This is a genomic window from Falsiroseomonas frigidaquae (assembly GCF_012163145.1).
Lineage (GTDB): Bacteria > Pseudomonadota > Alphaproteobacteria > Acetobacterales > Acetobacteraceae > Falsiroseomonas > Falsiroseomonas frigidaquae.
The window spans coordinates 170,938-184,701 of the sequence record NZ_JAAVTX010000001.1; the positions used below are offsets into that span (position 1 = coordinate 170,938).

The window sequence follows — 13,764 nt, forward strand, 5'->3', positions numbered from 1 at the left end:
GATGGCGCGGACCCGGACCGCGGCAGGGCTCGCCGCCCTGCTGCTCTGCGCGACGCTGCTTTCCCCCGCCGGCACGGCGATGGGGGAGGAGCCGGCGCCGGCGCGCATCCGGGTCCGCACCGGCGTGCACCACGGCTTCACCCGCATCGTCTTCGACTGGCCGCAGGCGGTGGGGTACGAGGTGCTCCAGCACGGCGACCAGGCGGAGCTGCGCTTCGCCCGCCCCGCCACGCTGGACACCGCCGCGCTGCGACGCCCGCTGCGCAACCTGCAGGCCTCGGAGGCCACGGCGGAGGGCATGCGCATCACCCTCCGCCCCGGCGTCGCCGTGCGGCACCTGGTGGTCGGCACCCTCGTGGTCCTGGACCTGATGGATCCGCCGCGGCAGGCGACACGTGCGCCGACACCCCCCGACTCGCCGCCTGCCCCTCCGCCGCCCCCTTCCCCTACCCATTCGCCTACCCCGGCCCCCGCTGCGGCTCCGCTGCCAACCCCGGCCGCGACACCGCCCACCACGCCGCCGCCGCCGCCCGCCGGCGCGGCCGAGACCGACCTGCGCCTGCCCTTCACCGGCCCCGCGGCGGGGCTGCTCGGCGGCGATGGCCTGCTGGTGATGGTGGAGGATGACCGGCCGCGCAACCTGGCGGCGCTGCGCCGCGCCAACCCGGCCCTGGCCGGGGCGGAGCTGGTGGAGCTGCCCGGCGCCACCGCCCTGCGCCTGCCCAGTCCGCGCAGCGCCGCGCTGAATCGCGACCCCGCCGCCTGGCTGCAGCCGCCGCCGGAGCCCGCCGCGCCACTCGGCTTCGCGGTGGAGCCGACACGGCACGGTGTCGCCGTCTCCCTGCTGCCGGAGGCCCAGCCCGCCGCGCCCGCGCCGCCCCTGCTCGCCCTGCAGGATTTGCCGGAGGCCACGCTGCTGGCGCGCTGGCGGGCCCTGCCCGGCCGCATCGCCGCCACACCCGAGGCGGAGCGGGAAGCGTCGCGCATGGAACTGGCGGAGACGCTGCTCGGCCTCGGCCTGGGGGCGGAGGCGCAATCCGCGCTGTACCTCGCGACCGGCGACGACCCGCGCCTGGTGCTGCAACCGCGCGCCCTGCTGCTGGCCGGCGCCACCGCCGTGCTGGCAGGGCGGCCGGAGGAGGCGCAGGCACCGCTGGACGATCCGCGCCTGCCGGCGACCGAGGAGGTGGCGCTGTGGCGCGCCCTGGCGCGACCGGAGATCGAGAGCCCGTTCCGCGCCGCGATCCCGCTGTTGCTGCGCTACCCCGCCCCGCTGCGCGCGCGGCTGCTGCCGGGCCTTGCTGCCACGCTGGCGGAAGCCGGCGCGACGACGGAAGCTCAGGCCCTGCTGGCCGGCGACCCGGCGGCCGCGGGCCTTCCCCTGGCGCGCTACGCCGCCGCCGTGATTCAGGAAGCCGCCGGCGCGACCGAGCCAGCCCTGGCCAGCTATGCCGGGCTGGCCAAGGACCGCGACCGCGATGCCCGCGCCCGCGCGCTCGGCCGGCTGGCGGAGCTGCGCCTGGCCAGCGGCGCGATCGATGCCGCCGCGGCGGCCCAGGCGCTGGAGGCCGCGGTGCCGGCCTGGCGCGGCGATGGGCGGGAACTGGCGCGCCGGCTGCGTGCGGCGGACCTCTACCTCCAGGCCGCGCAGCCGGCGGCGGCGCTGGCGCTGCTGCGGGATACCGGCGCCAGCTTCCCCGATGCGGCGGAAGCGCTGCGGCCGCGGCTGGTCACCGCCACCATCGCGATGCTGGATGACCCGCAGGCGTCGCCGCTGGAGATGGCCCGCCTCCACGCCGAACAGCACGCCACCCTGCCGCCGGATGCGCGGCTGGATGCGGCGGTGGCGCGCATCGCGGACCGGCTGATGGGCCTGGAACTGCCGCATGAGGCCGGCGCGCTGCTGGCCCGCGCCGTGCCCACCAGCATCGATGGCGGCGCGCTGTCGGTGCGCCTGGCGGAGGCGCGGCTGGCGGATGGCGATGCGGAGGGTGCCCTGCAGGCACTGCGCCGCGGCGCCGCCCTGCCGGGCGAGATGGGCCGGCGCCGGGCGCTGGCGGAAGCCGCGGCCCGGCGCGAATCGGGCGATCTTCCGGGCGCGATCGGCGTGCTGCGCGGTCTCGGCGCGGAAGGCGCGGCACCGCTGGCGGAGCTGCTGGCCGCCGCACAGGACTGGCCCGGCGCGGCCGCATCCCTGCAACGGCACCTGGACCGCCAGGCCCCCGGCAACGCACCGCTGGATGAGGCGGCGCGGCGCGACCTGCTGCGCCTGGCCGCCTTCCTCGCCCTGGCGCAGGACCGCGCGGGCCTCGCCGCCCTGCAGCAGCGCTACGGCGACCGGGTCCAGGAAGGCGGCTTCGCCGAGGCCTTCGCCGCGGTCGCCAGCGGCACGCCCGGCACGCTGGACCTGCCCCGCCTGCGGCAGGAGATCGCGGAGACGCGCGCCCTGCAGGAACAGCTTCGCGCGCTGCGTTAGGCGACGTGGTTAACACCACGGTCGCAGCTCCGTCCGACCATCCGGCGCATGGACATGACGCGCACCGGGGTGATGGCGCTGGCCGAACGCAGGCTGGCCTGGCTTGAACAGCGCCAGCAGGTGCTGGCGCAGAACATCGCCAATGCCGATACGCCCGGCTACCAGCCGAACGACCTGGCGCCTTTTGCGCGCACGCTGGAATCCGCGGCGGCTTCGCTGACGCAGACCTCGCCGCTGCATCTGGCAGCCGCCGGCAACAACCGCGCGCAGCGCGACCGCGCGGCGGTGGAATCCAGCCCCAGCGGCAATGGCGTGTCGCTGGACCGGGAGGCGCTGAAGATCGCCGATACCGACCAGGCGCACGCCCTGGCGCTGGCGCTGCACCGGCGCTGGGCCGCCATGTACAAGACCGCGCTCGGCCGCGGCACCTGAGCAGGAGCACCGTGATGGATCTCGAGCGCGCACTCACCGCCTCCGCCGCCGGCATGGCCGCGCAATCCGTGCGGCTGCGCGTGGTGGCGGAGAACCTCGCCAACCGCGATTCCACCGGCAATTCGCCGGGGGCGGAGCCGTATCGCCGCCACACCGTCACCTTCGCCAGCCAGGTGGACCGCGCCACCGGGGTGGCCACCGTGCAGGTGCAGAAAATCGGCACCGCCGCTGGCGATTTCCCGGAACGCTACGAACCCTCCCACCCCGCGGCGGATGAGCGCGGCTATGTCCGCACGCCGAATGTCGACAGCCTGATCGAGGTGATGGACATGCGCGAGGCGCAGCGCAGCTACGGCGCCAACCTGTCGGTCATCGAGACCACGCGCGCCATGCTGCTGCGGACCATCGAGGCGCTGCGCGGATGAGCACGCCGCTAGGCTTCAACCCCGCCTTGCAGGCCTATCGGGCCACCGCGGGCAGTGGCGCCGGCACCGGCGCCCTGATCGGCGAGCCGGTGCGCGATGCGCGAATCGGCCAGGCCTTCGATGCCGCGCTGGGCGATGCGATGCGCGGCGCGATCGAAAGTGGCCGCACGGCGGATGCAACCTCCCAGGCCGCGATGGCCGGGCAGGTCGGCACCTCGGAGGTGGTGATGGCCGTGGCACGCGCGGAACTCGCCCTGCAGACCGCCGTCGCGGTGCGCGACCGCATGGTTTCCGCCTATCAGGAAGTGATGCGGATGAGCGTGTAGCGCCTCGCGCGCTGGCTGCAGGAGGCGGCCGGAACAATGGAATCCAATTCGATCGCGCTGGCCGGGCAGCAGGCGCTGTGGACGGCGCTGCTGGTCGGCGGGCCGCTGCTCGGGCTGCTGCTCGTCATCGGCCTGGCCATCGCGCTGGTGCAGGCGCTGACGCAGATCCAGGAACCGTCGCTGGCCTTCGTGCCGAAGGTGGTGGCACTCGGCGCGGTGCTGCTGCTCGGCGGGTCGGCCGGCGTCGCGGTGATGCGCGCCTTCACGGAACGCCTGTTCGACCAGATCATCTCCGTCGGCGGCATGGGCTGACGCGCGTGCCGGGGGTGCCAGGGGAGATTGACCTGCCGAGCCTGGCGGAGCTGGCCTTCGCCGCCATCCTGCTGGTGGCGCGCGTCGGCGCCTGCGGGCTGCTGCTGCCCGGGCTGGGCGAGGCCGAGATCCCGGCGCCGATCCGCCTGGCGCTGGTGCTGGCCCTGGTGCCGCTGCTGCTGCCCGGCGTGCTGCCGGTGCTGCCGAAGGCGCCGGATGATTTCGCCGCCACCATCCTGCTATTCGCCAGCGAGATCGCCATCGGCATCTGGCTCGGCACGCTGGCGCGGCTGGTGGTGCTGGCGCTGTCGATCACCGGGCAGCTCGCCGGCAGCTTCATGGGCCTGTCGAGCATGTTCGCGCCGGACCAGGCGATGGGCGGCCAGGGCACGGCGCTGTCGCGGCTGATGAGCATTGCCGCCGCCGCGCTGGTGCTTTCCACCGGGCTGTATGCGCTGCCGCTGCGGGCGCTGGCGGAAAGCTATTCGGTGCTGCCCGCCGGCGTCGCGCTGGATGGCGGCATCGCCGCTTTGGCGGTGGCGGAGGCCGGGGCGGCGAGCCTCGGACTGGCACTGCGCCTGGCCGCGCCCCTGCTGCTGCTGGCAGTGCTGGCGCAGGCGGCGACGGGCCTGCTGGCGCGGGTCGCCCCGCAGGCGCAGGTCTTCGTCCTCGCCGCGCCGGCGCAGACCCTGGCGGGGCTGGTGCTGCTGGCGCTGCTGCTGCCGCGGCTGCTGGCCGAATGGCACCTCGCGGCGCAGGCCGCCTGGTCCGCATTGCCAGGGTTCGGCTGAGCCATGGCAGGCGACGACAAGGACGCCGACGACAAGACCGAGGCCGCCACACCGCAGCACCTGGAGAAGGCGCGGCTGGAAGGCAATGTGGCGCTGTCGCGGGAGGCGGTGCAGCTCGCCTCGCTGGGCGGCGCCGCGCTGGGCCTTGCGATGACCGGGCCGGAGGCCGGGCGCGCGCTGGTGCAGGCCAGCGCCGTGCTGTTCGCCGGCAGCCACGTCACCGATGCCGGGGAGGCCGCCACGGCGCTGCTGCAGGCGGCGGCGCCGGCGGCGCTCGGCGTCGCGGCGCTGGCCGCGGCGGGGGCGGTGGCGGCGACACTGGCGCAGACGCGCATGCTGGTCTCCACCGCGCAGATGATGCCGAAGCTGTCGAAGATCAGCCCGCTGGCCGGGCTGAAGCGCATGTTCGGCCTGCAGGCGGCCGAGGAGCTGCTGCGGACGATGGTGAAGCTGGGCGGCGTCGGCCTGGCACTGTGGTGGCAGGCGGAGGATGTGGCCAGCATCATGGCGGCGCTGTCCCATGGCGTGGAGGATCTGACGGGGTCGCTGGCCACCCGCATCGGCGGGCTGCTGACCGCGGCGCTGGCGGCCCTGGCCGGCATCGCGGCCTTCGACCTGCTCTGGACCCGGCTGCGCCACGCACGCCGCATGCGCATGACGCGGGAGGATGTGAAGGACGAGAACAAGCAGGCGGAAGGCGACCCGCATCTGCGCGCGCGCCGCATGCAGATCATGCGCAGCCGCAGCCGCCGTCGCACCCTGGCGGCCGTGGCCAAGGCCACCGTGGTGGTGACCAACCCGACGCATTACGCCGTGGCGCTGGCCTATGAACGCGGGCGGGATGCGGCGCCGCGCGTGGTGGCGCGCGGCGTCGATGAACTGGCGGCCCGCATGCGCCGCGCGGCGGAGGATGCCGGCGTGCCGATCATCCCCAACCCGCCCTTGGCGCGCGCGCTGTATCGCCTGCCGGAGGAAGCGCAGATTCCGGCCGAGCATTTCAAGGCGGTGGCGGAGATCATCGCCCTCGTCTGGCGGCTGCGGAATCCGGCGCGGTAGATCGGCGCTGCCCGGATTCGTCCAGCGCCGCCTGGGCGGCGCGGCCGGCGGCGAGCCGGGCCGCGGCGCGCCGCTGCTCCACCAGCCATTCCACCGCGCGTTCCTGCGCCCGCTGCTGCGCCAATGCGCCGCGCGCCGCCTCCACCGCCTGGCCGGCCAGCGCGGCCTCACCCGCCGCACGGTCCAGCGCGGCGCGCGCCAGCGGCAGCCAGGCGGCCAGCGCATCGGCATGGCCTGTGGCTTCGGCCCCGGTTTCGGCGGCGATCGCGTCCCGCGCCGCGGCATCCCGCGCCGCGGCCGCCTGCGCGCCCGCCTGGCGATCCGCCAGGTCCCGCCGCGCCACCGCGACCTGCAGGCTGCGGAGCTTCATCAGCGATGCGAGGGGATCCGGCCGGCTCATGCCAGCGCGCTCGCCAATGCCGCGAAGGCGGCATCGACGCCGCCGCGGGGTTCGTCCTTGCGCTGCGCCAGGCAGGCCTCGATGCGCGGCGCCAGGCGCAGCGCCTCATCCACCGCCGGGTCGGTGCCGTGGCGATAGGCGCCGAGCCGCACCAGGTCCGCCATCTCCCCGGCCAGGGCCAGGATGCCGCGGGCGCGTGAGGCGATCACCCGCTCCTCCTCCGAGAGGCAGCCGGGCACGGTGCGGGACAGGCTTCGCAACACGTCGATGGCGGGCCAGCGGCCGCGTTCGCCGATGCGGCGGTCCAGCACCACATGGCCGTCCAGGATGCCGCGCACCGCATCCGCCACCGGCTCGTCATGGTCGTCGCCCTCCACCAGCACGGTGAACAGACCGGTGATGGCGCCGCCGCCGGATTCCAGGCCAGGTCCGGCGCGTTCCAGCAGGCGCGGCAATTCCGCGAAGACGCCCGGCGTGTGGCCGCGTGTCGCCGGCACCTCCCCCGCCGCCAGGCCGATCTCGCGGCAGGCCAGCGCGAAGCGGGTGACGGAATCCATCATCAGCAGAACATGCCGGCCCTCGCGCGCCAGCGACTCGGCGATGGTCATGGCCGCGAAGGCTGCCTCACGCCGCATCGGCGCCGGGGCGTCGGAGGTGGCGCAGACCACGATGCTGCGCGCCATGCCCTCCACGCCCAGATCATCCTCGATGAACTCGCGGAGTTCGCGGCCGCGTTCGCCGACCAGGCAGATCACCGCCGCATCGCAATCCGCGCCGCGCGCCAGCATCGACAGCAGCGTGGACTTGCCGACGCCGGAGGCCGCGAACAGGCCGAGCCGCTGGCCCCGCCGCATGGTGCAGAAGCCGTCCAGCGCGCGCACGCCGAGATCGAGACGCGGGCCGAGCCGCGCGCGCATCGCCGCCTCCGGCGCCCGCGTCCGCACCGGCAGCGCCACCGGCCCCGCCGGTAGCGGGCCGCGCCCGTCCAGCGGCCGGCCGAGCGGATCGACCACACGGCCGAGCCACGCGGCGCAGGGCGCCAGCGTGGCCGTGCCGGTCAGCACCGCGGGACTGCCGAGCCGCACACCATCCAGCGGCGCGAAGGCCACGGCGCGCGCGCCGCGCGTCGACAGCGCAACCACCTCCGCCGGCACCGGCCCCGCCGCCGATTCGATGCGAAGGCGCGACCCGACGGCGAGGAAGCCGCCGAGCCCGCCAATCTCCACGGATAGCGCATCGACGGCCGCCACCATGCCGCAGATGCGTTCCCCCAGCGCCGCGTCGCGCAGCGTATCGGCCACGCGCCGCGCCGCCAGCCCCGCCCTCACGCGCGCCGCCAAACGCCGCGCAGACTCGGGTGTGGCGCCAGCGGCACCGTCAGCCCGAGCAGCGTCTCCGTCGCGCCAAGGCAGATGGCGCCATCGGGCGCGAGCTGCGCGACGCAGCCCGTGACCACCTTCTCCCGCGTCGGCAGATCGAAGTAGATCAGCACGTTCCGCAGCAGCACCACGTCGAAGCGGCCGAGGCCACGCAGGTCGCCCAGCAGGTTCACCACCTCGAACCGGCATTGCCGGCGCAACGGCTCGGCCACGCGCCAGCCGCCGGCTTCCTCCCGGAACCAGCGGTCGCGCTGCGCAGCCGCCAGGCCGCGATCCACCTCGAAGCGGCTGAACAGCCCCTCCCGCGCGCGCGCGACCATGGCGGAGGACAGGTCCGTGCCGAAGATCTCCAGCCGTCGCGTGCAGCCCGCCTCGGCGAGCGCGATCGCCAGGGAGTAGGCTTCCTGGCCGGAGGAACAGGCCGCGGACCAGATCCGCAGCGGCACGCCGGGCGTGCGCGCCGCATCCAGCGCCGGCACCACCACCTCCGCGATCTGGCGCAGCGGCAGCACGTCCCGGAAGAAGCTGGTCTCGTTCGTCGTCGTCGCTTCCGCGAGTTCCCGCAACAGGCGCGGTCCTTCCGCCGTCGGAAGCTGCCGCGCCACCTCGGACAGCGAAGCCAGGCCGCGTTGCTGCATGATCGGCGCCAGCCGGTTACGCAGCAGGTAGCCCTTGTCGGGCGAGAGCGCGAGGCCGGACAGGCCGTGGATGGCGCGCGCGATCTCGGTGAAGCCGGGATCGTTCATGCCGCGCCGGCCAGTTCCGCCAGGCGGCGCGCGAGATCCGGCAAGGCCAGCACCTCCCGCGCCGCGCCGCGTTCGACCACGGCGCCGGGCATGCCCCAGACGACGCTGCTGGCCTGGTCCTGCGCCAGCACCAGGCCGCCGGCCGCGGCCACCGTGCCGGCACCGGCGCCGCCATCATGGCCCATGCCGGTCAGCACCGCGATCGCGGCCCGCCCACCGAACAGCGCGGCGACGCTGCGCAGCATGGGGTCCACCGCCGGCCGGCAGAAATGCTCCGGTGGCGCGTCGGACAGCGTGATGCGCGGTCCCTGCCCCACCAGCGCCGGGCCCACCAGCATGTGGCTGCCGCCCGGCGCCAGCAGCGCGGTGCCCGGCTCCAGCGCATCCTGCTCCTTCGCCACGCGCACCGGCATCGGGCCGAGCCGGCTGAGATGCTCGGCCAGCATCGGGATGAAGGCGTCCGGCATGTGCTGGGTGATCAGCACCGGTATGCGCGGCCGGGTGCGGAAGGCGCGGAAGATGGTGGACAGCGCCTCCGGCCCGCCGGTCGATGCGCCGATGGCAAGGATGGTCGGTGGCAGGCCCGGCAGCGCCGCCGCCCGCGGCGGGGGCGCAACGGGCGCCGGCGCGGGCTTCGGGACACGACGCCGCAGCGCGCCATTGCCACGCGCGCGCGCCGTCAGTTCCAGCGCGAAGCGCGCATCCTCCCCCGGCGCGGGCTTCGCCAGGCAATCGGCGGCGCCGAGGCGCAGCGCCTCCATCGCCGCGCGGCCGCCCTGGGTGGTCAGCGTGGAGACGACGATGACACGCAGCGCCGGGTCCGCCTGCAGCATCAGCGGCAGCGCCGTCATGCCATCCATCACCGGCATCTCGAGGTCGAGTACCGCGACATCGATGCCGCCGCCGCGGATCGCATCCACCGCCTCCCGCCCATTGCGGGCGCGGGAGGTGACGCGAAGCGCCGGATCGGCCTCCAGCATCCGCACCACGGCGGCGCGGGCCACCGCGCTGTCATCGCAGACAAGGACGCGCAGTGGCGCGTAGGTCATCTGCGACCTTCCAGCACCGCGCAGGCGCCGAACGCCAGCAGGCGGTCGGTGTCCAGTTCGATCAGCAGCTGATCATCCAGCCGGTGCACGGCGACGGCGTGTTCACGCCAGGCTCCGCGCAGCGTGGTCGGCACATCGGTGCGCGTCTCCGGCGGAAGGGTCAGCACGTCGCCCACCGAATCGGCCAGCAGGCTGTACAGCTCCGCCTGCTGTTCCACCACCACGCTCATCCGCTGCGCATCGGCATCCGCCGGCGGCAGGCCCAGGCGTTCGCGCAGATCGACGGCGGTGACGATGCGGCCGCGCAGGTTCAACACCCCGGCCACGCCGGCGGGGGCCATCGGCACGCGGGCGATGCGCTCGCAGCGGATCACGTCGCGGATCCGCGGCACGGGCACACCGCAGAGCCGCCCGCCAACCTCCAGCGTCAGCAGCATCCGCGCCTCATCGGCGACCATGGTCATTTTCAAGCCCCTCCGCCGATGGCCCGGGCCAGTGCCTCAAGCACATGGTCGCGGTCGAATTTCGCGACATACTGGGCAAAGCCCGCAACCCGCCCGCGCGCCACGTCGGCAGGCCCTGCCTTGCCGGTCAGCGCCACCACAGGGATGCGGCTCCACGGACCGTCGCGCCGCATTTCCTGCAGCAGGGCGAAGCCGTCCATGCCCGGCATCTCGATGTCGCTGAGCACGCAGTCGAACATCGCACCCTCCTCGCGCAGCGCCAGCGCCTGCGCGGCATCGGCACAGGCCGTCACCTCGTAGCCGGCGGCGGTCAGGGCGGGCACGACGATCTGCCGGAAGAAGCCGCTATCCTCGACCAGCAGCAGGCGCGGCGCGGTGCCCTGGGACTTGCCGAACCAGCCCGGATCACCCAGCCGCAGCCAATAGGCACAGTCGAGCACATCCGTGGCCCGGCCCGCGACGATGGCAACGCCAAGGAAGCCCGGCACCGCATCAGACGGCCGCAACACCAGCGTTTCCTCCAGCACGTCGATGATCTCGTCCACCATCAGGCCGAGCTGGCGCGCGCCATCCTGGAACACCAGAACGGGCTGGCTGCCCTGCGGCCCCGGAGCATTCCACGGGCCGATCGGCACCAGCGGCATCAGCTGGCCGCGATGCTGCGCCGTCGGCCGGCCGCCCGCCGTCTCGATGCTGGCGCCCGGCAGCGATTCCAGCCGCGCCACGACGCCGAGCGGCACGGCGATCGGCGTGGCGGACCCGCCGGCACGGAACAGCAGCACCTGGGTGCGCGCGGTATCCGCCACGCGTTCCTCCTGCGCCTCCGCGCTGCCGGCGCCGATGCCGGAGAGCCGCGCGATGCCGGCCGGGTCGAGGATCATGATGATGCTGCCATCGCCGAGGATGGTGTTGCCGGAGAAGGCGGTCAGGTCGCGCAGGATCGGCGCGACCGGCTTCACCACGATCTCCTCCGTGTCGAAGACGCTGTCCACCAGAATGCCGTAGCGGCCGGAATCGCCCTGCAGCACGGCGACGAAGCCTTCCACCGCCTGCCCCGCCTCGCGCGGCGCCTCCAGGCCGAGTTGCGGGCCGAGCGCCACCAGCGGCAGCAGCTGGCCGCGCAGCCGCAGCACCGGGGCCGCATCCAGCCACTCCACCATGATGCCGCCGGCCTTCAGGCCGACCAGTTCCACCACCGTCGCCTGCGGGATGGCGAAGCGCTCGCCGGCCGATTGCACCACCAGGGCGGAGACGATGGCCAGCGTCAGCGGGATGCGGATGGTGATGGTGGTGCCCTGGCCGGTGAAGGTCTGCAGATCCACCGTGCCGCCGATGCGCTCGATGTTGCTGCGGACCACGTCCATGCCGACGCCGCGGCCGGAGACGGCGGTGATCGCCTCCGCGGTGGAGAAGCCGGCGCGGAAGACGAAGCGCGCGACATCCTCCTCGCGCATCCCGGCCAGTTCCGCCTCCGTCGCCAGGCCGCGTTCCAGGGCGCGGGCGCGGACGCGGGCCAGGTCCAGGCCACGCCCGTCATCGCTGATCTCGATGACGATGCGCCCGCCTTCCTGCCGCGCGGAGAGGTTGATGCGGCCGATCTCGGGCTTGCCCGCCAGGCGGCGCGCCTCCGGCGCCTCCAGCCCATGGTCGCAGCTGTTGCGGACGATATGGGTCAGCGGGTCGCGGATCGATTCCAGGACCTGTCGGTCCAGCTCGGTATCGCCGCCGGACATCGCGAGGTCGATGCGCTTGCCGAGTTCGGCGCCAAGGTCGCGCACGATGCGCGGCAGCGCGCCCCAGGCGGCCGAGACCGGCTGCATGCGCGTCTTCATCACGCCTTCCTGCAGGTCCGAGGTGATGCGCGACAGGCGGCCGAGCGGCGCGGCGAAGGGCGAGGTGGTCTCGCTGCGCGCAATCTGCAGCAGCTGGTTGCGCACCAGCACCAGCTCGGAGGCCAGCGTCATCAGATCGTCCAGCACGCCGAGCGAGACCCGGATGCTGGTGGCGGCGGGCGCGGCGCCGGATGCGGCCGGTGCGGCTGGCGTGGCTGCCGATGCGGTTGCGGTTGCGGCTGCGGTTGCGGTTGCGGGCGCCGGCGCGACGGCCGGTTCCTCCACCAGCGTCGCGGCCGCGACCTCGGCCGGCCCCTCGGGCAGCTCGATGGCCGACACTTCCATGGCCGGCAACGCGATGTCCGGTTCCAGTGCCGTCCGGGCGCCGTCGCCACCGGCCGCCGCGGCGGCATCCAGCGCCGCCACCAGGGCGGTGTCGTCGCCCTCGGGCTCCACGCCCGTCTCGCCCAGCCCGTTCAGGATACCGCGGATGGCATCGAGCGCCGCGAGCACGGCGGTAACGCCGGCCGGCGTCACCGGTGCCTCCCCGTCCCGGTACAGGCCGAGCAGGTTTTCCGCCGCATGCGCCACGGCGCCAAGCCGGTGCAAGGCGAGGAAGCCGGCCGCTCCCTTCACGCTGTGGACGGCGCGGAAGATGCGGGCGAGCGTCTCCGCATCGCCACCCTGCCGCTCCAGCACCACCAGGGCGGTGTCGAGGTCCGCCACTGCCTCGGTGGTCTCGGCGAGGAATTCTGCGAGCAGGTCGTCCATCGGAAATCCCGCGGTTTCGGTCACGGGATGCAATCGCAGGCGTTTGGAGCCAGCCTGTTAATCGGCTCCGGAACAGCGCAGGCAGAACCCGGCAGATGGTCAACAACTGGTCAACATGAACCCGGCAGTCTGCCGCTACCGCCGCCCCAGGATCGGGCGGAAGTGGGTGGTACCGCGGATGATGCCGACGGTGATCGTCCGTATCCAGGGTGGCTCGGTTCCCCAGAAAGTGGGCCGCAGCTGCCGCGCCGGCGGAAGATCCGCTGGCGAAGTCGCAATAGGAGCGACGACCAATGGCCATGAACTCAATCAACACCAACAATGGCGCGCTGATCGCCCTGCAGGCGCTCAACCGCACCAACGACGAGATGGCGGTGACGCAGAAGCGCGTCGCCACCGGCCTGCGCGTCGCCGACGCGAAGGACGATGGCGCGGCCTATGCGGTTGCCCAGCAGGTCCGTGCCGACATGTCCGCCCTGACCTCCGCCAACGAACAGCTTGGCGGTTCCAAGGGCATCCTGGACACGACGCTGGCGGGCCTGAAGAAGGTCTCGGACACCATGACCGAGATCAAGGGCGTGCTCGAGAAGCTCGGCGACAGCCGGGTGGCGGGCGAGGAGCGCACCAGCTACAATTCCCAGTTCGCGGCCCTGGTGAACAAGGTGAATCGCTTCGTCGGCGATGCCACCTACAACGGCAGCACCCTGCTCACCACCGATGACATGGCCGGCACGGCCATCACCGCGGTCCGCAACGAGCGCGGCGACGGCTACACCATCGCCACGACTGCCGGTGCCGGCCTGACCTTCGACGACGCGATCAACGTGACGGAAGCCGGCACGACCGCCGATGCGGACTTCACCTCGGCACTGACCGCCGAGGAAGCCCGCGCCATGCTGGGCAGCGCCGACGACGCTGCCTCGCTCGGTACCAACAAGCTGTTCTCCACCGTGCAGACGGCGGTGAACAACGCGATGAACCAGTACGGCAGCGACAGCAAGTATGTCGACGCCCAGGTCTCCTACAACAAGGAGAAGCTGGACGCGCTGGAGGGCGGCCTGGGCTCGCTGATCGACGCCGACCTGGCGAAGGAAAGCGCGCGCATGCAGTCCCTGCAGATCCGCCAGCAGCTCGGCACCCAGTCGCTGAGCATGGCGAACCAGGCGCCGCAGGCCCTGCTGAAGCTGTTCGGCTGACATCGACAGGCGCCGGCCCGGATCATCCCGGGCCGGCGCCGCCTCGCCCCACCACCCTTGAACCCAGATGGGCGATCGTACCGCCCCACTCTCAAAAGGAGAGGCCGGC

14 protein-coding genes are annotated in these 13,764 nt (G+C 73.7%); 8 read left to right on the forward strand and 6 right to left on the reverse strand.

The window, feature by feature from the left end; translation table 11 throughout:
• The first annotated feature begins 1 nt into the window (after position 1).
• Genes HB662_RS00765 through HB662_RS00795 form a run of 7 tightly spaced genes read left to right on the forward strand, consistent with a single transcriptional unit; the run spans position 2 to position 5,818 of the window.
• The gene (locus HB662_RS00765; RefSeq protein WP_168046183.1) at positions 2–2,476 is read left to right on the forward strand and encodes a hypothetical protein; all 2,475 of its coding nucleotides are present in this window, start codon (positions 2–4) and stop codon (positions 2,474–2,476) included.
• Positions 2,477–2,530: 54 nt separating this feature from the next.
• Complete coding sequence (locus tag HB662_RS00770; protein ID WP_245185364.1) at positions 2,531–2,908, forward strand: flagellar basal body rod protein FlgB; 378 nt, start codon at positions 2,531–2,533, stop codon at positions 2,906–2,908.
• A gap of 14 nt (positions 2,909–2,922) precedes the next feature.
• Positions 2,923–3,333, forward strand: a complete 411-nt coding sequence (gene flgC / locus HB662_RS00775) for a flagellar basal body rod protein FlgC (RefSeq protein WP_168046187.1) — start codon at positions 2,923–2,925, stop codon at positions 3,331–3,333.
• Positions 3,330–3,659: a flagellar hook-basal body complex protein FliE gene (locus tag HB662_RS00780; protein ID WP_168046189.1), complete on the forward strand. Its 330-nt coding sequence runs from the start codon at positions 3,330–3,332 to the stop codon at positions 3,657–3,659. The genes flgC and HB662_RS00780 overlap by 4 nt, the downstream gene beginning before the upstream one ends.
• 36 nt (positions 3,660–3,695) lie before the next feature.
• Positions 3,696–3,971, forward strand: a complete 276-nt coding sequence (locus tag HB662_RS00785) for a flagellar biosynthetic protein FliQ (protein WP_168046191.1) — start codon at positions 3,696–3,698, stop codon at positions 3,969–3,971.
• 5 nt (positions 3,972–3,976) lie between these two features.
• Positions 3,977–4,762, forward strand: a complete 786-nt coding sequence (locus HB662_RS00790; protein ID WP_342449415.1) for a flagellar biosynthetic protein FliR — start codon at positions 3,977–3,979, stop codon at positions 4,760–4,762.
• A 3-nt stretch (positions 4,763–4,765) separates the two neighbouring features.
• The gene (locus HB662_RS00795; RefSeq protein WP_168046192.1) at positions 4,766–5,818 is read left to right on the forward strand and encodes an EscU/YscU/HrcU family type III secretion system export apparatus switch protein; all 1,053 of its coding nucleotides are present in this window, start codon (positions 4,766–4,768) and stop codon (positions 5,816–5,818) included.
• Here HB662_RS00795 and HB662_RS00800 read toward each other — a convergent pair.
• The 6 genes from HB662_RS00800 to HB662_RS00825 are packed head-to-tail and all read right to left on the reverse strand — an operon-like array spanning position 5,778 to position 12,459.
• Positions 5,778–6,218, reverse strand: coding sequence for a hypothetical protein (locus HB662_RS00800; RefSeq protein WP_168046194.1), 441 nt, complete (start codon positions 6,216–6,218; stop codon positions 5,778–5,780). The genes HB662_RS00795 and HB662_RS00800 overlap by 41 nt on opposite strands.
• Positions 6,215–7,546, reverse strand: a complete 1,332-nt coding sequence (locus HB662_RS00805) for a FliI/YscN family ATPase (RefSeq protein ID WP_342449416.1) — start codon at positions 7,544–7,546, stop codon at positions 6,215–6,217. The genes HB662_RS00800 and HB662_RS00805 overlap by 4 nt, the downstream gene beginning before the upstream one ends.
• Positions 7,543–8,343 (reverse strand): CheR family methyltransferase, encoded by an 801-nt coding sequence (locus HB662_RS00810; protein WP_168046196.1) that lies wholly within the window; start codon positions 8,341–8,343, stop codon positions 7,543–7,545. The genes HB662_RS00805 and HB662_RS00810 overlap by 4 nt, the downstream gene beginning before the upstream one ends.
• Positions 8,340–9,392, reverse strand: a complete 1,053-nt coding sequence (cheB, locus tag HB662_RS00815; protein ID WP_168046198.1) for a chemotaxis-specific protein-glutamate methyltransferase CheB — start codon at positions 9,390–9,392, stop codon at positions 8,340–8,342. The genes HB662_RS00810 and cheB overlap by 4 nt, the downstream gene beginning before the upstream one ends.
• Positions 9,389–9,856 (reverse strand): chemotaxis protein CheW, encoded by a 468-nt coding sequence (locus HB662_RS00820; RefSeq protein WP_168046200.1) that lies wholly within the window; start codon positions 9,854–9,856, stop codon positions 9,389–9,391. Before HB662_RS00820 ends, cheB begins: the two co-directional genes overlap by 4 nt.
• A 2-nt stretch (positions 9,857–9,858) precedes the next feature.
• Positions 9,859–12,459, reverse strand: coding sequence for a hybrid sensor histidine kinase/response regulator (locus HB662_RS00825; RefSeq protein WP_168046202.1), 2,601 nt, complete (start codon positions 12,457–12,459; stop codon positions 9,859–9,861).
• A gap of 293 nt (positions 12,460–12,752) precedes the next feature.
• On the opposite strand from HB662_RS00825, the gene HB662_RS00830 reads away from it, so the two are divergent.
• The gene (locus HB662_RS00830) at positions 12,753–13,655 is read left to right on the forward strand and encodes a flagellin N-terminal helical domain-containing protein (RefSeq protein WP_245185365.1); all 903 of its coding nucleotides are present in this window, start codon (positions 12,753–12,755) and stop codon (positions 13,653–13,655) included.
• The last annotated feature ends 109 nt before the right edge of the window (positions 13,656–13,764 follow it).